Here is a 23,301-nt window from a genome sequence, read left to right as displayed (position 1 = left end):
TCAGAAGCCCTTCGACCTGCGCAGCGCCGGCGGGCGGCCGTCGGGGTCGACGGCGAACCGGTACAGCGGCATGGCGAGCAGCTTGCGGGCGCGCGACAGCTCGGGGGCGGGGTGCGGGCGCAGCCGCCCCGGCGGGCGCGGCCCCCGGCGGCCTCCCGCGTGCCAGGCCTCGAGCCCGGCCGCGGCCGCGGCGAAGGCGTCGAACGCGGCGACCGGATCGCACAGCCGGTCCACCTCCGCGCCCTCGCCGGGCAGGTCCAGATGCTCGGCCGCGAGCGCCAGGCGCAGGTCACGGGCGAACCTCCCGGCGCCGTGCGGCGGGCGCGGGTCCTCCCGCTCGTCCAGGACGGCGCAGCTCAGCTCGGAGTCGTGGCTCCACGAGCGCAGGTTGACGTTGTCGGACCCGACCGAGGCCCACACGTCGTCGACCACGCACGCCTTGGCGTGGACGTACACGGGGGTGCCCTCGTGGTTCTCCAGGTCGTAGATCGCGACCCGGTCGCCGCCCGCCGACCGCAGCCTGTTCAGCGCCTCGACCCTGCCGATGAGGCTCGCGGGCCCGGCCAGCCAGCCGTCCTGGTCGGGCAGGCGCGGTACCACGATGACCATGCGCAGGTCCCGCTCGCGCCGCAGCGCCTCGGCGAACGGCTCGATCACGTCGGTGGACCACAGGTACTGGTCCTCCAGGTAGACCAGGGAACGGGCCCTGGCGAGCACCTTGCGGTAGGCGTGCGCGACGCTCCGCTCGCCGTCCGGCGCGAACGGGTAGCCGCCGTGCTTGGCGGGGTAGGTGCGCAGGATCTGCACGGCGTGCGTGCCCGCCACGGGGGGCGGCGGCGCCGGGTCGGGCAGCGGCGGGTTGTCGTCCATCTTGGCGAGGTGGTCGCGCAGCCACCTGATCGGGTCCCTGGTCTCGGGCGCGGGGTCCTGCCAGCGCTCGCGGAACACCTTCTCCACCTCGGCGACCGCCGGGCCCTTGACGCGCACCTGGATGTCGTGCCAGGGGGGCCTCGGCCCGTACGCGCCGGGCATCGGGCACGCCTGCGGATCGCCCAGGTGGTCGGCGTCGTCGCGCCGGCTGTGGCACAGGTCGATGCCGCCGACGAAGGCCACGTCGGCGGCGGGGTCCTCGTCGTGGCGCAGGATGACGAACTTCTGGTGGTGCGACCCGCCCAGCTTGGTCCGCGTGTCGAGGATCGCCTGGCCGCCCGCCTCCTCGATCTCCTGGCCGAGGTGGCGGTTCTCCGCCGAGCTGAAGCGCAGCCGGTCCAGGTGGGAACGCCAGATGAGCCCTCTGACCAGCGCCCCTCTGCCCGCCGCACCGGACATCACCTCGCCGATACCGGGCCCGCCTTCGGTGAGCCGCTCGTCGGGGTCGCCGCGCCAGTCGGCGAACAGCAGGAGGTCGTTCTCGTCCAGTTCGTCGATGCGGGCCCGTAGCTCGGCGAAGTACGTCGCGCCGTGGATGAGCGGCCGCACGTCGTTGCCCGTGGTCCAGGCGTCGAGCCGGGTCGCGGGGTTGTCTCGTTCCTCGTCGGTGAGGAACCACTCCTGGATCCGCATTCGCTTCCGGCTACCCGCCCAGGAGGGGATCAGTCCTCCTGGGCGGTCCGTTTCGTCCGATCTCACCCACGGCGTACCCGGATGGGCGCGGTCACGGCTTGCGGACGATGCCCGGCACCGTCGGGCGGGAGGCGAGCGGACAACGCCCCGCGCCGTCAGGCCAGGGGACCAGCGGACGGTGTCTCGCGCCGTCAGGCCAGGACCCGCAGCAGGCCCCGCTTCCGCGCGGCGGCGGGCTCGGGGAGCCGCTGCAGCTCCTTGCCCGCCTCGTCCAGCACCACCAGCGTGTTGTGGACGGCGCCGGCCACGCGGACGACCAGCCGGCCGTCGGCGAGGTAGCACGCCCCGATGAGCCGGCCCGTGACCGGGATCGGCACCTTCGCCCCGGTGACCACGTCGACGATCGACGGCGGGAAGGTGGCGGGCCAGGCGCCGTCGCCCAGCGAACCGCCCCGGGGGACGGTGTGGATGATGACCCTGCGCCCGTCGCGCGACAGGCCCTGCACGTGGTTGACGAGCTTGACGCCCTTGGCCCGCGCCGCCCTGCCGGTCGTGAGGTCGAGCCGGTGGACGGCGTCGGCGGTGCCCGCGTAGCCCGCCAGGTAGCGGCCGTCGCCCGACCAGGCGAGGTGGCAGACGCCGGCGGTCCGGCCGGCGGCGCGCCTGCCGGTGCCGTCGGCGTTCACGATGGTCACGACGTCGCCCTTGCCGACGAACGCGACCCGCTTCGCGTCGGGCGACCACGCCGGCGTGGCGCACGGGCCGCCGGGCGGGGTCGTGGCGATGGCCTTGGTCCTGCCCCCGGCCCTGACCACGAGCTTCCCGTTGATCGTGATCCACGCGAGCTTCCTGCCGTCGGGCGAGGCGGAGAACTGGTTGTTCCCCGGCGCCCGGCCGACCCGGGCGAACCCCGTGCCCGGCGCGTACCGGTCGACGCCGAACGCGTCGGCCTTGTACTCGAAGTAGACGGCCGCTCCGGTGAGCGGGCGCCGGGCGGTGACCGCCTGGTCGGCGCCGGCGGGAACGGACGGCGCCAGGGTGAGCGCGACGACGATCGCGGCACCGGCGGATAAGTGCAGTTTCACATGATCTCCCGTTGTGAGGGTGATCAGTTTGCTGCGTTCCAAGCGCGCCCGTCTCCCCATCACGAGGTTCGTTGGGCAATCTTCACCACCCGCCCGCCCTACGGCAGGTGCGGTTCCCTGGCCACCGCCCGGACGTACCCGAGCCGACGTGGTCCGAGCATCGGCCGCTCGTCTCACCGCACGCGCTCGCCGGGGACAGGATCTCTCGCCGGGCTTCTCCCCCGGCCCTGGTCCGTGCCCTGTCATCGGATGCTATCTTGTGATGAAAATCGTTATCGTTTCTTTTGAGGTGCTTCCGTGCGTCATCCCCTCCCGCCCGCTCTGGCGGGCCTCGCCCTTCTGGCCCTCACCTCCTGTGCGAGCCCCGCCGCGAACCCCGCCGCCGCGAGCGCGACCGGCTCCGCGCCGCCGGTCGGCGTGGTGGCCTCCACCGACGTGTACGGCGACATCGCCCGGCAGGTCGGCGGGGACCGGGTCGCGGTGACCTCCTTCGTCACCGACCCCGCCCAGGACCCGCACTCCTACGAGGCAGGCACCCGCGACCGGCTCGCGCTGTCCAAGGCCCGGGTGGTCATCGAGAACGGCGGCGGCTACGACGACTTCGTCGACACCCTGCTCAAGGCGGCCGGGAACGGTCCGGCCGTCCTGCTCAACGCCGTCACGATCTCCGGCAGGACCGCGCCGCCGGGAGAGGAGCTCAACGAGCACGTCTGGTACGACCTGCCCGCGATGGGCAGGCTCGCCGACCGGATCTCGGCCGCGCTCGGCACCGTCGACCCCGCCGGCGCCGCGACCTACGCCGCCGGCGCCAAGGCATTCCGGCTGAGGCTCCGGCCGCTGGTCGACCAGGAGGCCGCCCTCGCGCGGACCTCCGGCGGGGCGGCCGTGGCGGTCACCGAACCGGTCCCGCTGTACATGCTGCGGGCCGCCGGGCTGCGGAACGCCACCCCGCCCGCGTTCAGCGAGGCCGTCGAGGAGGGCGACGACGTCTCCCCGTCGGTCCTGCGCGAGACGCTGGCCCTGTTCGGCGGCGGCCGGGTCAAGGCCCTGGTGTACAACGAGCAGACCGCCGGACCCGAGACCGAGCAGGTCAGACGGGCCGCCACGGACGCCGGGGTCCCGGTGGTCCCGGTCACCGAGACGCTTCCCGCGGGCCAGGACTACATCGGGTGGATGACCGCCAACCTCGCCGCCCTGCGCACGGCCCTCGGCCGATGAGCGGCCGGGGCGGTGCCACCCCACCGGGCGACGGTAACGGGCGGGATCAGGGACACGCGCGTGTCACCGCACAGGCCGAGCTCAGCCTCCGGGGCGCCGCGCTGTCGTACGGCGACCGCACGCTCTGGCAGGGGCTGGACCTCGACCTGCGGCGCGGCGAGTTCGTCGCCGTGCTCGGTCCGAACGGGTCGGGCAAGACCAGCCTGCTGCGCGTGCTGCTCGGCGTGCGGCCGCTGTCGGCGGGCACGCTCCTGGTCCGGGGGCGGCCCCCGCGCCGGGGCAGCGACCTGATCGGGTACATCCCGCAGCACAAGGCCGCCGCCGCGCACACCCCGCTCCGCGCGCGCGACCTGGTCCGGCTGGGGATCGACGGCCACCGGTGGGGCCTGCCCACCGGCGGCGCGCGGGCCCGGCGGCGGACCGGGGAACTGCTGGCGGCGGTCGGGGCGGCGGGGTACGCCGACGCGCCGATCGGGCTGCTGTCGGGGGGCGAGCAGCAGCGGGTGCGCGTCGCCCAGGCCCTGGCGACCGGCCCGCGCGTCCTGCTCTGCGACGAACCGCTGCTGTCTTTGGACCCGCACCACCAGCGGGCCGTGTCCGCCCTCATCGACGGGCGGCGCCGGTCGCACGGCACGGCGGTGCTGTTCGTCACCCACGAGATCAACCCGATCCTGCACCTCACCGACCGCGTGCTCTACCTGGCCGGCGGCCGGTTCCGCATCGGGACCCCGGAGGAGGTCCTGACCTCCCCGGTGCTGTCGGAGCTGTACGGCAGCCCGGTCGAGGTGTTCCGTACGGGGGAACGGATCGTCGTGGCCGGCGCCCCGGAGCCACGAGAGCCGGGCGCACCGTCATGACGACCCTGGTGACCGGGGCGGCGGCGCCGCGAGCGGGAGTACCGTCGTGACCGGTCTGGTGGCGGCGAACGCCGGGGCCGATGTCTGGCACGAGCTGTTCGGGCGCGAGGACTACGGCGAGCTTCTCGCGCTGGTCGGCGACTCGCTCGTCGCCGGGGCGGTGCTCGGCGTCGTGGGCGGGCTCGTCAGCGTCTTCGTGATGATGCGCGACCTGGCGTTCGCGGTGCACGGCATCGCCGAGCTGTCGTTCGCGGGCGCCTCGGGCGCGCTGCTCGTCGGCGCGGACGTCGTCGCCGGATCGCTGGCCGGGTCGCTCGTCGCGGCCGTGCTGATCGGGGCGCTCGGCGTGGGCGCCCGCGACCGCAACTCGATCATCGGGGTCGTGATGCCGTTCGGGCTGGGCCTCGGGGTGCTGTTCCTGTCGCTGTACAAGGGGCGGGCCGCGAACAAGTTCGGGCTGCTGACCGGTCAGATCGTGGCGGTGGACACGCCGCGGATGACCTGGCTGATCGGGACGTGCGTGCTCGTGCTGGCCGCGCTCGCCGTGATGTGGCGCCCGCTGACGTTCGCCAGCCTGGACCCCGACGTCGCCGCCGCGCGCGGCGTGCCGGTGCGGGCGCTCTCCCCGGTCTTCACCGTCGTCCTCGGCCTGGCCGTCGCGGTGTCCATCCAGGTCGTCGGGGCACTGCTGGTGCTGTCACTGATCGTCACGCCCGCCGCGGCGGCGATGCGGGTGACCGCCGCCCCGCTCCTGGTGGCCTCGCTCAGTGTCGCCTTCGCCGTCGTGTCGGTCGTCGGCGGCATCCTGCTGGCCCTCGGGAGCAGCGTCCCGATCAGCCCATACGTCACGACGCTCTCCTTCACCATCTACCTGGCGTGCCGGGCGGCCGGCGCCATGCGGGCCCGCCGGGGCCGGGGGTCCGCCGCGCCGGCGAACGCCTGAGCCGGGAGACGCCCGCGACCGCCTGAGAGCGGGGGCACGGAAGGGATCGTGAAAAGTGTGTTAATCCCACGCGCCGATATGTCTCCCTTATGTGGCATTGCGAAAGGGTGGACCTTGTCACCGTCCGGGAGGATCTCGATGCTCAAGCGCACATTGCTGTTCGGCCGCAAGACCCGCGTCACCTTCGTGCTGCCCGTGGACCTGCCCTCGGGGGCCGTCAGCGTGGTGGGCGACTTCAACGACTGGATCCCCGGCCGCCACGAGCTGCGGCGCCGGCGCGACAGCACCCGCACGGTCTCGGTGATCCTCCCCCCGGGCGTCCACCGGTTCCGCTACCTCGCCACCGACGACGTCTGGTTCGACGACGAGATGGCCGACCAGATCGACCACCACGGCGGCCTGCTCAACCTGTGAGCCCTGTCACGGCCATCGGGTGATGACCGTGACAGGGCCCGCCGGGCCCTCGGCGGAGCAGGGCCGGGTCTTCAGTCGAGCACGGCCGTGACCGTTCCTGCGCCCACGGTCAGGCCGCCCTCGCGGACGGCGAAGCCCAGGCCGGGCTCCAGGGCGACCGCCTTGCCGAGCTCGACGACCACCTCGACGGTCTCGCCGGGCAGGGCGAGCTCCTCCTCGCGCAGGTCCACCCGCCCGGAGACGGCGGTGGTCCTGAGGTGAAACTGCGGCCGGTACCCGGTCGTGACGGCCGTGCTCCTGCCGCCCTCCTCCCGCGTCAGCAGGTAGACGCGGGCGGCGAAGCGGCGGTGGGCCGCCTGCCCACCGGGCGCGGCCAGCACCTGGCCCCGCCGCACCTGGTCGCGGCGGACGCCACGCAGCAGCAGCGCCGCGTTGTCCCCGGCCTCGCCGCGCTCCATCGTCCTGCCGAAGGTCTCGACGCCGGTGACCACCGCCGTGAACCCCTCGCCCAGCCCGACGGCCTGGACGGTGTCGCCGACGGCGACCGAGCCGCGCTCGATCGCCCCGGTGACGACGGTGCCGCGCCCGGTGACGGTCAGCACGTTCTCGACCGGCATCAGGAACGGCGCGCCGACGTAGCGGACCGGCACCGGGACGTGCTCGTCCACCGCCCGGAGCAGCGCCTCGATGGAGGCCACCCATTCGGGGTCGCCCTCCAGCGCGCGCAGCCCGGAGACCCGGACGACGGGCACGTCGTGGTAGCCGTGCGCGGCCAGCAGGTCGTGCAGTTCCAGCTCGACCAGGTCGGCCAGCTCGGGGTCGGCGCCGTCGGCCTTGTTCAGGGCGACGACGAGGTGCTCGACCCCGACCCGCCGCGCGAGCAGCGCGTGCTCCCGCGTCTGGGGCATGATCCCGTCCACGGCGGACACCACCAGGATGGCCCCGTCGAGCTGCGCCGCCCCCGTGATCATGTTCTTCACGTAGTCGGCGTGGCCCGGCATGTCGACGTGGGCGTAGTGGCGGGTGGCGGTCTCGTACTCGACGTGGGAGATGGTGATGGTGATCCCCCTCGCGGTCTCCTCGGGGGTCCGGTCGATCCGGTCGAACGGCACGTAGGTGGCGCCGCCCCGGTCGCTGAGGACCTTGGTGATCGCCGCGGTGAGCGTGGTCTTGCCGTGGTCGACGTGACCCATCGTGCCGATGTTGAGGTGCGGCTTGGTGCGCACGTAAGCCTGCTTGGGCATGTTCGTTGTTCCTTCGACGCCTCGCTGGGGGCGTGACCCGCGCGTTCAGCCGACCCTTTCCCGCGGGGTCACCGAGGACGTCCGGGAAAGGGTCAGCGCTCCGCGCCGTCGAGGGGCGCGGCGGCCGGGGTCAGGGCACGCGCCGGGACGCCCGCGGTGGCGGGCGTCGCGAACGGGGCGTACCGGAACATGCGCCCAATGATCAGGCCGGCCGCCGCCCCCGCGCAACGGGTTTTCCGTCACGCCCGGCGGCGGCCGGCCCGCCTCAGGCGTCCTGCGGGTACCAGCGCAGCTCGACGACGTTGCCGTCCGGGTCGCTCACGTAGATCGACCAGGCGTCGCCACGCGCGCCGTAGCGGCCCACCGGGCCCTCCAGCACGGTGAAGGCGCCCGACTCCACGACCTCCTGCCAGTCCAGCGGGTCGACGACCAGGCAGATGTGGTCCACGTTCGACTCGCCGCGGGGGCGGGCGAGCAGGTCGATGATCGTGTTCGGGCTGACCCGCACGGACGGGAACGACACCTTGCCCGCCCGCCACTCCTCGACCCGGACCGGTTCCAGGCCGAGGGGTCCGCAGTAGAACTCCAGTGCGCGCTCGACGTCCCGCACGTTGAGCACCAGGTGATCGAAATCCTTGACTCTCATGGGAGGTACCTCCAGGTCCGCTGGTTCATGGGGTGGTCCCTCCGTCCGCGCCGGAGGCCGGCGGGGCCGGTGGCCAGGGGATCCCGGCCAGGACGGGGAGCAGCGCCTCCTCCTCGTAGGCGAGGTGCTCCCCCAGTTCTTCCGACATTCTGTCCAGCTCGGCGCGGAAACGGCCGGGGTCGGCCGCGCCGATGCCGTCCAGCAGGGCGAGCAGCTCGTCCTGGAGGCGGGCGATCACGCGGTGCTCGTCGCCGAGCCGGGCGAGGACCCCGGCCAGGTGGGGGTGCCAGCGGGCGAGCGCGGGGAAGGTGTGCTCGTCCTCGCCGGTGTGGTGGAACCGCAGGGCCTCGCAGAACTCCAGGCAGTGCCGGCGGAGCTGGAGCCCGAGCCCCGGAGCCGGCGGCTCGCCGGGCCCGTCGTGGGCCGCGAGCGCGGCGAAATGGGCGTCGGCCTCGGCGCGCACCTGCCGCAGCTGCGAGCGCAGCCAGGTGTGGACCTCCAGGAGCTTGCCGGCCATGTCGGTGGCCTCTCCGGCGGCATCCGCCTCGGGCGCGGAACGCGACAGGACCACGACCGGCAGGGTCCTGGTGGTGCCGGCCTGATAGTCGGCGTATCCGGGCGCGGCGCGCACGACGTGCTCGAACAGCCGCTCGCGGTACTCGCCCTCGGCGGGCACCGCGTGCGCTTCGAACGCCTCGGTGCCGACCTCCACCCGCACCACGGGATGGGCCAGCAGGTTGTGGTACCAGGCGGGGTGGCGGGGGGCGCCGCCCGCGGACCCGACGACCAGCAGCAGGTCGCCGTCGCGGACGTAGCCGAGGGGGACGGTGTGCTCCTCCCCCGATCTCGCGCCGGTGGTGGTGAGCAGCAGGAGGTCACCGCCCTCGAAGGGGCCGCCGACCTTTCCGCCGTTGGCTCGGAACTCCTCGATGATCGGTTGGTTGAAGGATGCGGGCATACGTCGTCGAATCTCCAAGTAAGTGCGGGGACCACGGGTCGTGGATGGCGTTGACGCTCGCTGGACGCGGTGACCGCACGCGGTGCCCTCGGCCGGAGAACGGCATCGGCCGGTACGCGGAGCCGTGGACGCCCGCCTGAGACGCGGCGCGCGGCCGAGGACGGCAGGGCGCGCCGATGTCACATGGCGGTGCGGGGCACCGGGAAGGACGAGGGACGGCGTGCGGGGACGCTCAGGTCAGACGCGCAGCGCGGAGTATGAACTCATGGCATCGTCCTTCGGTGAATGGTGCCACCCACCCGCGGCCTGCCCACTGCTCTTTGGCCTGCGTCACGTGACACCGGACCCATTACAGCCATCCGGCCGCCGCCTGTCAACACCGGCGGGGGCCACCACCGGGAAGGCCCCGTGCCGGCGGAAAGCCCGTGAAGGCCGCTTACCCAATGAACGCCGGAAGGCCCCCATGGCACCGGAAAGCCGCCGGAAGACCCCCGTGACATGAGAAAGACGCCGCCCTCGGGCCGAGGCGCGGGGAATCAGCGCCAGGGCCCGAGCGGGACGTCGTGAATTACCGCGTCGGTGATTCGGTGCCGGTCAGCGCTTGAACACGTCCTTGACGTCCTGGACGGCGTCCTTCACCTTTTCCCCGGCCTGCTTGAACTTTCCGTCGGCCTCTTCGGCCTGGCCCTCGGCCACCATTCTGTCGTTGTCGGTGGCGTCCCCCACCCCCTGCTTGACCTTGCCCTTCAGCTCTTCGGCCTTGTTCTCGATCTTGTCGTCGGCGCCCATGGCCAAATCCTCCGCTTGGGGAACTCGCGTACGGGCCCCCACTGTCCGCAGACGGGAAAGGTAAACACCCGGAAACGGCCCGGGAATTGGGCGCGCGGTCGCGCGGGGGGGAAAAAGCGGCGTCCACCGGGGGGTCAGCCCTCTCTCGGCCCGGCATGCGTCGTACGGGTATTCTTCTGTTCTCCGGCCTCGATGACGAGCTCTTCGCTCCACAGTCGCCGCATCTCCGGGCACGTGCGCAGCAATTCGCCGAGCGGGCCCCGGCCGGCGACCCGGCTACGGTCGAGCACGATGACCTGGTCGGCCCGTTCGAGCGCCGCCTGCCGGTGGGACACCACCAGAAGCGTCCCCGGGCCGCCGCCGTCGCGCGCGGCGCCGGCGATGCGGTCCCACAGCAGCTTCTCGGTCTCGACGTCCAGCGCGGACGACAGGTCGTCGACGACGAGCAGGTCGGGGTGCCGGGCCAGCGCCCGCGCGGCGGTCGCCCGCTGGACCTGGCCACCGGACAGCCGCACGCCCCGGGGCCCGACGACGGTGTCCAGGCCCTCCGGCATCCCGGCCAGGTCGTCCTCGAACGCCGCCGACCACAGGGCGCGGTCGAGGTGGTCGCCGGGCCGGCCCATGAGCAGGTTCTCCCGCAGCGACTCGGAGAACAGCCGGGGCACCTGGCTCGCGTAGGCCACGCGGTCCGGCACCAGGAAGGTCCCCGGGTCCTCGACGTGGCGGCCGTTCCACGTGACCGTCCCGGCGTCCACCGGGACCAGGCCGAGCAGGGCGCGGACCAGGGTCGTCTTACCGGACCCGACGGCGCCGGTGACCACCGTGAACGACCCCCGGGTGATCCGCAGGTCCACCCCGCGCACGCCGCGTCCACCGTCGCCGAACCGGACGGTCAGCCCGCGCGCCTCCACGACCTCGAGGGTGTCGTCGCGCGCCGGTGGCGCGGTGGTCGGCGGTCGTTCGCGGCGGAACCAGACGCCGGTGTTCCACGACAGGTCGCCGGCGTCCTCGTGCGCGGCCATCAGCCTGCTGAGGCGCTCGGTGGCGACGGCCGCCTGCGGGAGGCGGTAGAGAATCACGCCGATGGTGCGCGGCAGCGCCGCCAGCCAGCTCACGTAGCTGGTGAACAGCGCGAGGTCGCCCACGGTGAAGTCGCCGCGCCGCATCGCGGGCGCGGCGAGCAGCAGGACCAGGCCGATGCTGATCTCGACGGTGGCGCCCGTCACGGTGTCCAGCATGTCGGTCGCCATCCGGTCCCTGACGGCGGCGTCGCGCCGCCTGCGGTTGTGCTCGCGCAGCCGCTCCAGCGTCGCGTCCTCCGCGCCAGCGGTCTTGATCGCCAGCACGGCGCCGAAGATCTCGCCGATGTAGGCCGTGACGGCCGCGCCGAGCGTCCGGGCGCGCAGGTGGAGCCGCCGGATCACCTCGCTCATCATCCGGTTCAGCACACCGATCGCGACCATCGGCAGCGCCAGCACCAGCGTGACGACGGGGTCGACCGACGCCATGATCACCAGGGCGGCGCCGCTGAAGAGCACCGCGCCGGCCAGCGGGACCGACTCGTCGGTGAACTCCACCAGGTCGCTCACGTCGTCACGCAGGCGCGCGACCGACTCCCCCGGCGTGTGCGGCAGCCGGGTCGCGGCGGGCCCGCGCGCGGTGAGGATCGAGCGGAGCGCGTTGGCCCGCAGCAGGGTCGCCGCGGCGTCCCACCAGTAGCCCCCGTAGAGGTACGCGACGGAGAGCGTCAGGCCGCGGACCAGTTCCACGCCGACGAAGGCCGCGCACAGCCACAGCGACTGGCCGAGGCTCGCGGCCTGGTGCCCGCTGATCTGGTCGAAGATCCGCTGCAGTACCAGCCCGCCGGCGAGCGGGATGACGCTGACCGGCATCCACAGCAGGCCGCCGATCAGGAAACGGCGCAGGTCGAAGCGGGCGAGGCGGATAGCGACCACCAGAACGGGCCTCATCGCCGCACCCCCGCCACATCCGGCAGGACGGGCCTCTTCCCCGCCACATCCGGCAGGACGGGCTTCATCGCCGCACCCCCGCCACGTCCAGCAGCCGGCCGAACCGGCTGAGCGGGTCGGCGGCGAGCTCCTCGCGCGGGCCGTACTCGACGATCCTGCCGTGGTCCACGACGGCGATCTTGTCGACCCGGGACAGGGAGGAGAGCCGGTGCGCGACGAGCACGCCCGTGCGGCCGGCGAGCAGCCGGTCGACGCTGCGCTCCACGCGCCGCTCGGTCGCCGGGTCGAGCCGGCTGGACGCCTCGTCCAGCACGACGAGCCCGGGGTCGGTGAGGAACGCCCGCGCGAACGCGAGAAGCTGCGCCTCGCCGGCCGACACGCCGCCGAGCTCGGAGTCGAGACCGCCGGGCAGGGCGGCCAGCCACTCGCCGAGCCCGACGTCGTCGAGGACGGCCCGCAGGCGGTCGTCGCCGGCGATCGGCCGGAAGAGCGTCAGGTTGTCCCGGACGCTGGCGGCGAACAGCTGCACGTCCTGCGTGACCGCGCACATCCGGCGGCGCGCCGACGCCGGGTCGACCTCGCGCAGGTCCAGCCCGCCGACCCGTACGGTACCCTCGGTCGGGTCGTACAGGCGCAGCACCATCCGGGCGATGGTCGTCTTGCCGCTTCCCGTGCGGCCCACCAGGCCGAGCGTCTCGCCCGGCGCCAGCGCGATCGTGACGTCCGACAGCACCCGCTCGCCGTCGTCGGCGTACGAGAAGCCCACCCCGTCGAGCCGCAGGCCGAGCGGCCCGGTGGCGGGCAGGGGGCGCGGGTCGGCGGGATCGGGCAGCGTGCGCCGCTCGGCGAGCATGCCGCCGATGCGGGCGACGCCGGCCAGGGCCGCCTGGTACTCCCTGAGCTGGTCGATCAGCCGCTCGAACGGTGTGCGCACCATCAGCGTGTACTGGAAGAGCAGGACGGCGGCGCCGACCGTGAGCGTCCCAGACTGGCGGGACCACGCGGCGAGGGCCAGCACGATGGCCGTGCCCGCCGCGAACGCCACGGTCGTGCCCCCGAGGAGGGCGGTGCCGAGGCGCCCGGCCCGGTAGTCCGCGTGGAACCACGCGGAACCGGCCCGGTAGAAACCGTTGACGGCGTGCTCGCCCGCGCCGTTGGCCCGGATGTCCTCCGCGCCGGCCAGCCGCTCCTCCAGGTTGCCGATCATCGCCGCGTGCGCCGCACGGGACCGGGCGGCGGACGGCACGGCCAGCCGCTGCGCGCGGGCCATGCCGTACCCGATCACCAGGCAGTAGGCCAGCAGGACGGCGCCGAGGCGCGGGTCGACGGTGAGGACGACGACCACGATGCCGGCCAGGAGCAGCAGGCCGGCCACCACGTCCATCAGGAAGGCGACGACGAACTCGGCGACGGCGACCACGTCGCCGTCCACCCGTTCGATCATCTCGCCGGGGGTGTGCCGGCCGTGGTAGGCCATGTCGAGGCCGAGCGCGTGCTCGGCGAGCATCTCGCGAAGGCGGTTCGTGCCGTCCCAGGCGAGCCGGCTCGCGAGCCAGGCCGTGAGCATCCGGGCGCCCTGACCGGCGACGGCGACCGCGAGGTAGCCGAGAGCGATCAGCACGAGCCGGTGGGTGCCGGCGCCGCCGATGGCGTCGTCGACGAAGCGGCGGGTGAGCTGCGGCGCCGCCAGCGGCAGCAGGGTCGACGCCGCGATGGCGGCGGCCAGCGCCGTCGCCGAGCGGCGTCCCGGGCGGAGGTGGCGCAGGACGGAGTACCGGTCGTGCCGGGTGAGGGTGGTCATCGGTCAGACCCTCCGCCGGACGTGCAGCAGGTACTCCTCGCGGCTGCGCGGATCGCCGCCGGTCCTCGGCCGGGCCGGGATCGGGCCCTGTACCGGCTCGTAGTGGTCGAGGGCGCATTCGAGCACGCCCTCGCCGTGGGTCAGCGCCCGCAGCCGCTGCCGCAGCGCGTGCGCCTGGGACGCGGGGATCCCGCCTTCCAGCGTGACGGTCGAACCCCGCGTCGTCGTGGCCCGGGGGACGGCGCGGAGCCGCGCCAGCACCGGCAGGACCTGGCCGAGGGTGCCGGCGGGGACCTCCAGGTGGAAGTGGTCGAAAGGCTCGCACACGACGGTGCCGGCCTGTTCCAGGGCGCTCATCAGGACCAGGGGGGTCAGCAGGCGGAAGTCCTTGGCGGTGCTCAGCGGGGAGATGTAGCCGGACTCCGTCATGGTGACCGTGCAGTCGACGACCTGCCATCCGTGCAGGCCCTGGCGCAGGGTGTCTCTTACGGTGTCCTCGATGGCCTTGCTGAACTCCTCCACCGCTTTGTACACATAAAGCGGGATCGAGCCGACTTTGAGGTCCAGCGTGAACCTGACGCCGGAGCCGGGGGCGGCCGGGTCCACGCGCAGCCCGACCGTGGCGTAGAACGGGTTGGCGTCCTTACCGAGGACGTCTCGTGCCACGCCGGTGCCGACCGGCCGTTCGACGCAGATCGTCGTCGTCTCGCGGAACTCGACCTCGATGCCGAAGTCGGCCGCCAGCGTCTCCTGGATGACCTCCTTCTGCACCTCGCCGTAAAGCGACACGAACAGCTCCTGGCGGGTGTCGTCCTGCCGCAGGTCGATCAGCGGATCCTGCTCGGCAAGCTGCGCGAGCGCGGCGTGCAACGCCCCCTTCTGCCCGGCCCGGCGAGCGACAACGGCCGTCTCCAACCCCGGCCCAGAAAACTCCCGCCCCACCCCCGACCCGAACGCAACGCCCCGGCCCACTCGCGACCCACCCGCCGCGCCCGCTCGTGCTTCTCCTCCCGGACCGCCCGCCCGGGTTCCGTCCACCTCGCCGCCCGTTCGTGCCGCTTCTCCCGGGCCGGGCTTCGGGGGCGTGGCGAGGTCTCTTGGGGTGCCGATGGGGTCGCCGATTCTCATGTCGGTGAGGCCCCAGAGTTTTCCGATCTCGCCGGCGGACAGCGACGTACGCGGGACCGCCGAGCCTCGGTCGAAGACGCTGATCGCGGTGACCTTCCGCTCGCCGTCCCCGTGGCATCGCAGCCGATCACGGGTCCGTACGGTTCCCGAGAACATGCGGACGTAGGCGATCTTCTCGCCGGCCGGGCCGCGTTCGACCTTGAACACGACGCCCGAGACGGGGCCGCCGGGGTCGCCCGCGGTCGCGGGCAGCAGTTCGGTGATGCCGGCGACCAGCGCGTCCACGCCCGCGCCGGTGATCGCCGAGCCGAAGAACACCGGATGCGCCACCGCCCGCCCGGTCTGCGCGGCGAGCGCGGCGCGGAGCCGCCGGTAGGGGACGGCCTTGTCGCCGTCGAGGTAGGCGGCCAGGATCGCGTCGTCGTCGCCGGCGAGCAGCTCGGCCAGCGCGGCGGTGAAGGTGTGGTCGTTCGGACCGTACGGCAGGAAGCCGGCGCCGGGGGTGCCGAGGTCGCGCGCCGATCCCATCGGGACGACGTCCGGGGTGAGCTTCTCGCGGATGCCGTTCAGCGTGAGCTCGTCCTGCGCGCCACCGCGGTCGATCTTGTTCACGAAGATGACGGTGGGGATACGCAGCCGCCGCAGCGCCCGCATCAGCACGCGCGTCTGCGCCTGCACCCCCTCGACGGCGGAGACCACCAGCACAGCGCCGTCGAGCACACTGAGAACCCGTTCCACCTCGGCGATGAAGTCCGGGTGGCCGGGCGTGTCGATCAGGTTGACCCTGGCGTCGCCGATGACGAACGACACGACCGCGGACTTGATCGTGATGCCGCGCTGCCGTTCGAGTTCCAGGGAATCGGTCTGGGTGCTGCCTTCGTCGACGCTGCCGATCTCGTCGATCACACCGGCGGCGAAGAGCAGCCGCTCGGTCAGGCTCGTCTTACCGGCGTCTACATGCGCCAGAATCCCCAAGTTCAGAGTAGTCACTAAGCGTCATGCCCTCTAGATAGATGGAAACCGTCATCTGGGTGGACACGTACGCTTGGCGCATTTCCTTCTCCTCGTTCGGTCGGCTCGTTCCCCGGGAGTACAACAGATCCCCCCGCCCAGAACAACCGATTTCTTGCCCCCGGACCAACCCCAACCCCCCGCTGACCTGGCGTTCGACCCTCCCCCAACTCAGCATGGACACCCCCACCGAAAGCCGCCGACACCACCCGGCCATGCACGACAAAGCTCGCCGTAACGCGAGCACCGTATGCCGCCGGAGCCGGTCGGTCAGAGGAAGGCGGTGATCTGGGTGGCGAACTCGTCGGGGGTGACGATGCGCAGGCCGAGCGCCTCGGCCTTGGCGCGTTTGGATCCCGCGTTGTCTCCGGCCACCAGCAGGCTGGTCCTGGCGGAGACGCTGGAGGACGCGCGTCCACCGGCGCGTTCGATGAGCTCGTTCATCTCATCGCGGGACAACGCCTGCAACGCGCCGGTCATCGAACCGGTGACGACGACGGACATACCGGCAAGGGGCAGACCCGAGCCGGCGCCCGCACCGGCAGCTCCCGACGCCGACAACCCGCCCGGCCCGCCTGCCTCGCCGACCCCGCTCACACCGCCCGGCCCGTTCGCATCGCCGCCGGACCCGCTCAAACCGCCCGGCCCGTTCACACCGTCCGCTCCGCTCACACCGTCGCCGGACCCGCCCACATCGCCGGATCCATTCGCACCACCCGATCCGCTCACACCGCCGGACCCGCTCACACCGCCCGGTCCGCTCGCTTCCCCCTGCCCGCCCGTGGGGGACGGGGTGGCGTGGCCGGGTTCGGTCATGTTGACGCCGGCGGTGACCAGTTTGTCGATGAGTTCGGCCAGTTCGACGAGTTCGGCCACCACCACGGGCGCCTTCTCCGGGCCGATGCCCTCCACCTGCTGGATGGCCTCGGCGTCGGCAGCGCGGATCGCCGCCATGGTGCCGAAGTGCCGGGCGATGCGGCGGCTCATGGAGCGGCCGGTGCCGCGCACGCCGAGCGCGCAGAACACCCGGCTCAGCGGCTGGGACTTGGCCCGCTCGAGCGCGGCGAGCAGGTTGTCGGTGCTCAGCTCGCCCATGCGCTCCAGGCCGAGCACCTGCTCGCGGGTGAGGAAGAACAGGTCGGCGAAGTCGGAGATCAGCCCGGTGTCGAGCATCTGCTGGACGCGGGTGTCGGCCAGGCCCTCGATGTCGAGCTGGCCTCGGCCCACCGCGTACCCGATGGACGCGATCGCCCGGCACGCGCGCCCGCGCACGCACCGCCACCGCTCCTGGGATGCGTCGATCGCGTCACCGCAGGACGGGCAGACGGCCGGGAACTCGATCGGCCGCTCGTCCCCGGTGCGCAGGTGGACCACCGGCGCCTGGACGCGCGGGATCACGTCTCCGGCCTTGTAGACGGTGACCGAGTCGCCGAGCAGCAGGCCGCGCCGGGTGATGTCGGCGACGTTGTGCAGGGTGGCGTACGTGACGGTGCTGCCGTCGAGCTCGACGGGCTCCAGCACGGCGCGCGGGGCGATGATCCCGGTGCGGCCGGTGTTCCACTCGACCGCCAGCAGTTTGGTGATCTTCTCGGTGGGAGGCAGCTTGTAGGCGATCGCCCAGCGCGGCGCCCGCGTGCCGAACCCCGCCTGTTCCTGGTCCTCGACGGAGTCGGCCTTGACCACGATGCCGTCGATCCCGAACGACAGCCCCGCCCGGGCCGAGGCGATCTGCTCGATGCGCTCCTGCACCCGCTCGAGGGTGTCGACCAGGACACCTTCGACCGGGGTCCCGGCGGTGGTCCGCCCGCCCTGGCCGGCGACCCATTCCATGATCTGGCTGTGCGGCCAGGCGCGCAGCCCCTCGGCGAGCTCGGAGGTGTCCTCGATCGGCATCGGCAGCGCCCCGTAGCCGAAGAACGTCAGCTCGCACACATACGGCCGGTCCTGGGCGCGGAGTGTGCCGGCGGCGGCGCTGCGCGGGTTGGCGAACGTCGTGCCGTCGTGGGCACGGCGTTTGGCGCACGCCTGCTCGAACTGGGCGGTGGTCATCATCACCTCGCCGCGCAGCTCCACCGTCACCGGGTCGGCCAGCCGGAGCGGAAGCCCGACGATCGTGCCGATGGCGTGGCTCACGTCCTCGCCCGCGCTGCCGTCGCCTCGGGTGACGAGCTGGGCCAGCCGCCCCTGGCGGTAGCGCGCGGAGATCGCCAGCCCGTCCAGCTTGGGCTCCACGCTCCAGGCGGTGACCGGGCGGCCGAGCCTGCGTTCCAGCCCGGCGGCCCAGTCGGCGAGCTGCCCGGCGCCGAACACGTTGTCCAGGCTGAGCATGGGCACGGTGTGCGGGACGTCACCGACCACCGCGCCGCCGGCGACCTTGCCCGTCGGCGAGGTGGGCAGCACCTGGTCCGGGTGGTCCTCCTCGTAGGCCGTGATGCCGCGGACCAGCCGGTCGTAGGCGTCGTCGTCCAGAGCGGAGGTGCCGTCGCGGTAGTAGGCGGCGGAGGCGTCCAGCGCGAGCTGGACCGCCTCGGCGTAGGCCTCCTGGCCGGCGAGCTGAGTGATCGGGGGCGCGTCGTTCATGCCTCCATCATGCCGTCCGCCACCGACATTTTCCGTCCCCGAAAAACCCGACTGAACTGCGCGAACACCCGTGAACGCCACACGCCGGGTCCCGGCCGGTCGTCAGTAATAGACGCACACGCTGGGCCGGTGGAGGTACCCCTCGTTCCAGTTGCCGTTGATGATGGGCCCAGGTGCTGAGACACCAGTGCCGGCGGCCCTTGCGGTCGTTGCCGTATGAGACGGTACGTGCTCATCGCAGGGCTCTGCGGACGCGAGAAGACCAGGTCATTCGCATCGGTTCGAGGTCGCGGTAAACCTCGGCGGTATGACACCATTTCCCGCGACCCGGAGCAGGTACGCCGCCTGCGCGCTGGATCGACTCGTTCACCTGACCGGAGACATTCGTATGACCGCATCTGCCGGGCCCGCACCGGCGAGCCGCGTGGAGTTGCACTGCCATCTCGATGGTTCGGTGCGGCCCGGCACCGTCGCCGATCTGGCCCGTGCCCAGGGCGTCGAGGTGACCGGGCCGGTCGACCGGCTGGTCACCGCGCCTCCCGACTGCGGGAGCCTCGCCCGTTTCCTCACCTACATCGACCTGCCGCTGCGGGTGCTGCAGACGCCGGACGCGCTGCGGCGGGCGGCGCGTGAACTCGTCGAGGACTGGCACGCCGACGGCGTGCGGTACGGGGAGACCCGTTTCGCCCCTCAGTTGCACGGCCGGTCCGGCATGACGCCGGACGAGGCGGTGCGCGCGGTCGCCGAAGGGCTCGCGGACGGACGCCGGGCCACGGGGGTGCGTACCGGGCTGCTGCTGTGCTGCCTGCGGCACCAGACCCCCGAGGAGAGCCTGTCGGTCGCCGAGACCGCGCTGCGCAACCGCGACGTGGTCGCCGGGCTCGACCTCGCCGGTGACGAACGGTACCCCGGCGCCGCGCACCGCGCGGCGTTCGACCTCGCGCACGCCGCGGGCCTGCCGTGCACGGTCCACGCCGGGGAGGCCTCCGGGCCGGAGAGCGTGTGGGAGGCGCTGGACGTCCTCGGCGCCCGGCGCGTCGGGCACGGCGTACGCTGCGCGGGCGACCGGGCGCTGCTCGACCGGCTCAGGCGCGACGACATCGCGCTGGAGATGTGCCCGACGAGCAACGTGCAGACCTCGGCCGTGCCGAGCATGGGCGAGCACCCGGCCGACCGGCTGCTCGCCTCGGGGCTGCGGGTCACCATCAGCACCGACACCCGCACCACCTCAGGCACCACCCTGGAGCGGGAGTTCGCCGCGCTGCGGGGACGGTTCGGCTGGACCGCCGAGACCGAGGCCCGCTGCCAGGACAACGCCGCGCGAGCCGCCTTCGGCGACCTTCCCCCGCCGGACTGACGGCGGGCCCGCCCGGCCGCGGAGACGCCCGATGCGCGGGCTCGCCCGGCTACGGGGATGCTCGATGCGCGGGCCCATCCGGCCGCGGAGACGCCCGGTGTGCGGGCGCCTCCGCGGCGGCGGTCAGCGTACGGCCCAGCGCTGCGCCCCGGTGCCGTTGCAGTCGTACAGCTGCACCAATGTCCCGTTGACGGTCCCGCTGGCCGCCACGTCGAGGCACTTGTTCGACCCGGCGCCCACGATCGTGCCGGCGGTGGTGAAGGTGAACCTCTGCGCCGTCGAGCCGTTGCAGGTCCAGATCTGGATCTTCGTGCCGTTGGCCGTGCCGTTCGCGTTCACGTCCAGGCAGCGATCACCGTACACGCGCAGCTCACCGGCCGAGGTGCGGGTCCAGCGCTGGTTGGTCCCGCCGTGGCAGTCCCAGATGTACACCTGCGCGCCGGGGGTCGTGCTGACGCCGGAGACGTCCAGGCAGCGGTTGGACTGCGGGTTGGCCAGCGAGACCGCGGTGCCGACCGGCGGCACCCCGACCGTGGTCAGGCTGCCGGGCACCGACTGCAACGCCGAGTACCAGCGCGCCGCCATCTTGTCGTAGCCGCCCGCGTTGGGGTGCAGGCCGTCGGCGAGGTCGGCGGTGGTCAGCGCGGAGTGCATGTCGACGAGGTGGGTCATCGATCCCTTCTGCGCGACGACGCCGGGGACGGCGGCGTTGAAGGTCTGGATCCGCGACTCGAACGCCGGGTCGGCGGCCGGGGTGACCTGCGCGACGAACAGCTCCACCGAAGGCGCGTTGGCGCGGATCTTGTCGATCAGCGCCGACAGGCGGGCCGGGGCGTTGGCGACGTCGTAGTTCTGTCCCATGTCGTTGGTGCCGATGTGCAGCAGGATCGTGCGCGGGGTGTAGGTCCGCAGCCAGTTGACGATGTTGGCGTCGAGCTGGTCGATCCGCCACCCCGAGTGGCCCTCGTGGTCGTGGTCGCCCAGCGCGGCCGGGCCGTTGAACCCCGACCCGACGAAGTCGACGGTGTACCCTCCCGACGCCATCCGCTGCCACAGGTTGATGCGGTAGCCGCCGGGCACGTTGAACCCGTCGGTGATGGAGTCGCCGAGCGGCATCACCCGCACTCCGCCGTTCGACTCCGCCTGTGCCGGCACCGCCGTCGCCACCGCCATACCGGCCGCCAGGGCGAACCCCAGCCCGGCGGCGCACAGCCGCCTGAGATTCCATCGCATAGCTGGTCCTTTCGTCCGCGCCCTCCCGAGCGGCGATCCGGCAGGCCGCCATGGCGCGCGAACGAACTGCCGCAACAGGGAGAGGTGCGCTGTTCAGGGGGGTGGAAAGGTCCGCTGTGCGTGCCGGCGTCGCGGTCCCAGCGCACCGAGACCGGATCTGGCCGACCAGAACGATCACAGTGCGACAAAGGCAATGAAAGATGAACATCCCTGGCGTGTCAACGTTGTCATTCGATCATGTCAGGCGGGCGCGTGACCGGTCTGGGCGAGGGTGATACCGCCGGTCGGGGCACCCCGTCACGCCCGGCGGGTCACGGACGGGGGGTGGCCGATCATCTGGACGTCGAGGGTGGTCGATCGCCATATGGCCGGATATCTGCGGCGAACGGACCTTCCGGGTCGTTCGCCGCGATCACCAAGGGCGGCCCCGTCCACGACGGCGACCGCGAGCACGCGTACGGTCAGCCGCCCGGCGGCGCGTGGTCCAGGACGGTGAGGCGGGGGTCGAGCAGGCGGTGCAGACGGTAGGCGATCGGGCGGAACCCCCGGTGCGGCCAGAACACCGACGACGCGGGATTGGCGGCGCGCCAGTCCGTGACGCACACCGGGAACCCCTGGCGAGCGGCGGCGGCCAGGGCGTGCTCGGCCAGCCGGCGGCCCACGCCGGTGCCGCGCGCGTGCTTCGCGGTCGCGGCCAGGATCAGCTCGACCGATCCGCGCGGCGCCAGCAGCGTGGCCTCGTCCGGCGGGACGGGACGCATCACGCAGAAGCCGTCGACGCCCTGCCCGCTCTCGGACACCCAGTACGAGACGGCCGGATCGTTCAGCAGTTCCAGGTGGCCGGGGCGCAGGTTGTCGCGCATCGGGCCGTCGATGTAGGCGAAGACCGGGGGCGCGGCGTGCGCGTCGAAGATCAGGCCGAGGATGGGCTCCAGGGCGTCGATGTCCCCGGGCCCGGCCCGGCGTACTCCCGGCGGCGGCCCATCCGACGACGGCCCGGAGGCGGGCGGCCCGAGCGGCGAAGGACCGAGCGGCGACAGACCGGCTGATGACAGACCGGCTGATGACAGACCGGCTGATGACAGACCGGCCGACGACGGAGCGGCCGATGACGTAGCGAGAGGTGGCCCGGCGGGTGGGGGCGGGGCGGGTGGAGTGGTCGTCAGGGCGTGGATCTGCTCGTGGGCGAAGCCGAGTGTGAGCCACGGCGCCAGGTCGGCGGCCGGAGTGACCACGTAGTGGTGCGGGCGCGCGTCGGCGAGCCATGACCCGGACAGGTCCGCGTACAGCCGGCCCAGCGCGGCGAACCCGGACGACGCGGCGTAGGCGGCGTGCTCAGGGCCGGTCCAGCGGTGCCGCCCGCGCACCCCGTCACCGGGCTCGGCCAGCAGGTACGCGGCGACCGCTCCGCCCTCGTACGCGACCTGCCCGCGGGCCCCGGCCCGCCAGGCCCGCTCCAGCACGGCACGGCACTCGCCCGGTTCGGTGTAGCGCCCGTCCAGCGCGGGCTCCAGACCGAGGTCACGCAGGTGCCGCGCCGCGAGCAGCTCGGCGGCCCCGCCGATGTGGTCGGGCGTGAACGGCTCGGTCCTCGTCAAACCGGTGAAGCTTCTGGCGCGCGTGCCGGCTCCGTGCGGACGAAGCGGTCGGCGACTCGTGAGGACGTTCTCGCGACCACCGGAATCAGTATCCAGCTGTACTCGATCCCGGCGGTCAGCCAGCTCAGCCCGCCCGTGAGCGACCAGAACGCGGCGCTCGCCACCAGCATCACCGCCACGATGCGCATCTGGCGGACGTCGGCGCCGGGCCGGGTGACGCCGCTGCGGACCGCGACGGACAGCAGGGCCGCCTGGCAGAGCAGCAGCACCGCCTCCGACCCGGCGAACAGGGTCACCGACAGCGGGTTGCGGGCCGCCTCACCGATCAGCGAGGTCGTGTACGGGAGCAGGACCACGAAGATCAGCAGCGGGATGTGGATGATCAGCATCGGGCTGGTCATCCGGGTGATCTGGTCGAGCAGCCGGTGGTGCTGGCGCCAGGCCGTCCACAGCATCAGGAACGCGATCACGAAGGCCAGGAAGATGTCGCCGTTGGCGCCCAGGAAGTGCCACAGCTCGCGCGCCATGACCATCCGGTCGGTGCCGTCGACGCCATCGCCCTTCTCCGGCCTCGGGATCTCGATGACGAGCAGGGTCATGGCGATGGCGAAGACCGCGTCGGAGAACATCCCGACCCGCTCGTGGCTCAGCCCCGGCGGCACCGGGGCCGTCGCGGGCGGATCGCTCTCGGACACGTGTCTCCAATGCAAGGACGCGGCCGGCCGGCCCCGGAAAACTTCCGCCCATCCTGGCACATACGCTCCTACGCGACAGGCCGGGCCGGGCACGCGCACGTCGCCGCCGGGATCCCGGTCTCCCCGGACGGCGCGCGGCCCGGTGCCGGGGGGTTCCCGGTGGCGGGCCCCGCGGGCCGGGGCGGCAGCCCGACGACACCCCGGAGAAGTT

At 72.9% G+C, this 23,301-nt stretch carries 18 protein-coding genes; 5 read left to right on the top strand and 13 right to left on the bottom strand.

Annotated elements, in window-relative coordinates; all coding sequences use genetic code 11:
• Both NYZ98_RS24780 and NYZ98_RS24775 read right to left on the bottom strand, forming a co-directional pair.
• Positions 1-1,563, bottom strand: a complete 1,563-nt coding sequence (locus NYZ98_RS24780) for a phospholipase D family protein (protein ID WP_262845474.1) — start codon at positions 1,561-1,563, stop codon at positions 1-3.
• A gap of 191 nt (positions 1,564-1,754) precedes the next feature.
• Positions 1,755-2,648: a TolB family protein gene (locus tag NYZ98_RS24775; protein WP_262845473.1), complete on the bottom strand. Its 894-nt coding sequence runs from the start codon at positions 2,646-2,648 to the stop codon at positions 1,755-1,757.
• Between the two features lie 297 nt (positions 2,649-2,945).
• Here NYZ98_RS24775 and NYZ98_RS24770 point away from each other — a divergent pair, with 297 nt between their 5' ends.
• The 4 genes from NYZ98_RS24770 (at position 2,946) to NYZ98_RS24755 (ending at position 6,080) form a co-directional block, all read left to right on the top strand.
• Positions 2,946-3,866 carry a metal ABC transporter solute-binding protein, Zn/Mn family gene (locus tag NYZ98_RS24770; protein ID WP_262845472.1) on the top strand — a complete coding sequence of 307 codons (921 nt, stop codon included), beginning with the start codon at positions 2,946-2,948 and terminating at the stop codon, positions 3,864-3,866.
• Positions 3,863-4,723: a metal ABC transporter ATP-binding protein gene (locus NYZ98_RS24765; RefSeq protein ID WP_262845471.1), complete on the top strand. Its 861-nt coding sequence runs from the start codon at positions 3,863-3,865 to the stop codon at positions 4,721-4,723. The genes NYZ98_RS24770 and NYZ98_RS24765 overlap by 4 nt, the downstream gene beginning before the upstream one ends.
• A 46-nt stretch (positions 4,724-4,769) precedes the next feature.
• Positions 4,770-5,666, top strand: a complete 897-nt coding sequence (locus NYZ98_RS24760) for a metal ABC transporter permease (RefSeq protein ID WP_262845469.1) — start codon at positions 4,770-4,772, stop codon at positions 5,664-5,666.
• A 138-nt stretch (positions 5,667-5,804) separates the two neighbouring features.
• The gene (locus tag NYZ98_RS24755) at positions 5,805-6,080 is read left to right on the top strand and encodes an isoamylase early set domain-containing protein (protein ID WP_262845468.1); all 276 of its coding nucleotides are present in this window, start codon (positions 5,805-5,807) and stop codon (positions 6,078-6,080) included.
• Between the two features lie 71 nt (positions 6,081-6,151).
• Here NYZ98_RS24755 and tuf read toward each other — a convergent pair whose 3' ends face one another.
• From tuf to ligA, 8 genes are all read right to left on the bottom strand, one after another.
• Positions 6,152-7,324 carry an elongation factor Tu gene (gene tuf / locus NYZ98_RS24750; RefSeq protein ID WP_262845467.1) on the bottom strand — a complete coding sequence of 391 codons (1,173 nt, stop codon included), beginning with the start codon at positions 7,322-7,324 and terminating at the stop codon, positions 6,152-6,154.
• Positions 7,325-7,589: 265 nt separating this feature from the next.
• Positions 7,590-7,970: a VOC family protein gene (locus NYZ98_RS24745; protein ID WP_262845466.1), complete on the bottom strand. Its 381-nt coding sequence runs from the start codon at positions 7,968-7,970 to the stop codon at positions 7,590-7,592.
• A gap of 25 nt (positions 7,971-7,995) precedes the next feature.
• On the bottom strand, positions 7,996-8,928 hold the full coding sequence (locus NYZ98_RS24740; RefSeq protein ID WP_262845465.1) for a nitroreductase/quinone reductase family protein: 933 nt from the start codon (positions 8,926-8,928) through the stop codon (positions 7,996-7,998).
• 594 nt (positions 8,929-9,522) lie between these two features.
• A complete protein-coding gene (locus tag NYZ98_RS24735) occupies positions 9,523-9,717 on the bottom strand; it encodes a CsbD family protein (RefSeq protein ID WP_262845464.1) in 195 nt (64 codons plus the stop codon).
• 134 nt (positions 9,718-9,851) lie between these two features.
• Positions 9,852-11,687, bottom strand: coding sequence for an ATP-binding cassette domain-containing protein (locus NYZ98_RS24730; RefSeq protein ID WP_262845463.1), 1,836 nt, complete (start codon positions 11,685-11,687; stop codon positions 9,852-9,854).
• Between the two features lie 64 nt (positions 11,688-11,751).
• A complete protein-coding gene (locus tag NYZ98_RS24725) occupies positions 11,752-13,488 on the bottom strand; it encodes an ABC transporter ATP-binding protein (RefSeq protein WP_262845462.1) in 1,737 nt (578 codons plus the stop codon).
• 3 nt (positions 13,489-13,491) lie between these two features.
• Positions 13,492-15,591: an elongation factor G gene (locus NYZ98_RS24720; RefSeq protein WP_262845461.1), complete on the bottom strand. Its 2,100-nt coding sequence runs from the start codon at positions 15,589-15,591 to the stop codon at positions 13,492-13,494.
• A gap of 306 nt (positions 15,592-15,897) precedes the next feature.
• Positions 15,898-18,207 carry an NAD-dependent DNA ligase LigA gene (gene ligA / locus NYZ98_RS24715; RefSeq protein ID WP_262845460.1) on the bottom strand — a complete coding sequence of 770 codons (2,310 nt, stop codon included), beginning with the start codon at positions 18,205-18,207 and terminating at the stop codon, positions 15,898-15,900.
• Positions 18,208-18,595: 388 nt separating this feature from the next.
• Here ligA and add point away from each other — a divergent pair, with 388 nt between their 5' ends.
• Positions 18,596-19,564 carry an adenosine deaminase gene (gene add, locus NYZ98_RS24710; protein ID WP_262845459.1) on the top strand — a complete coding sequence of 323 codons (969 nt, stop codon included), beginning with the start codon at positions 18,596-18,598 and terminating at the stop codon, positions 19,562-19,564.
• 123 nt (positions 19,565-19,687) lie between these two features.
• On the opposite strand, the gene NYZ98_RS24705 is transcribed toward add, so the two are convergent.
• The 3 genes from NYZ98_RS24705 to NYZ98_RS24695 form a co-directional block, all read right to left on the bottom strand.
• Positions 19,688-20,797 carry a ricin-type beta-trefoil lectin domain protein gene (locus NYZ98_RS24705; RefSeq protein WP_262845458.1) on the bottom strand — a complete coding sequence of 370 codons (1,110 nt, stop codon included), beginning with the start codon at positions 20,795-20,797 and terminating at the stop codon, positions 19,688-19,690.
• Positions 20,798-21,258: 461 nt separating this feature from the next.
• Entirely contained in the window at positions 21,259-22,395 is a 1,137-nt protein-coding gene (locus NYZ98_RS24700; protein ID WP_262845457.1) for a GNAT family N-acetyltransferase, read from the bottom strand.
• The gene (locus NYZ98_RS24695) at positions 22,392-23,090 is read right to left on the bottom strand and encodes a TMEM175 family protein (protein ID WP_262845456.1); all 699 of its coding nucleotides are present in this window, start codon (positions 23,088-23,090) and stop codon (positions 22,392-22,394) included. The genes NYZ98_RS24700 and NYZ98_RS24695 overlap by 4 nt, the downstream gene beginning before the upstream one ends.
• Between the last annotated feature and the right edge of the window lie 211 nt (positions 23,091-23,301).

Origin of the sequence: Sphaerisporangium corydalis (genome assembly GCF_025506355.1) — a bacterium.
GTDB lineage: Bacteria > Actinomycetota > Actinomycetes > Streptosporangiales > Streptosporangiaceae > Sphaerisporangium > Sphaerisporangium corydalis.
This window is presented reverse-complemented; position numbering and strand designations above follow the sequence as displayed.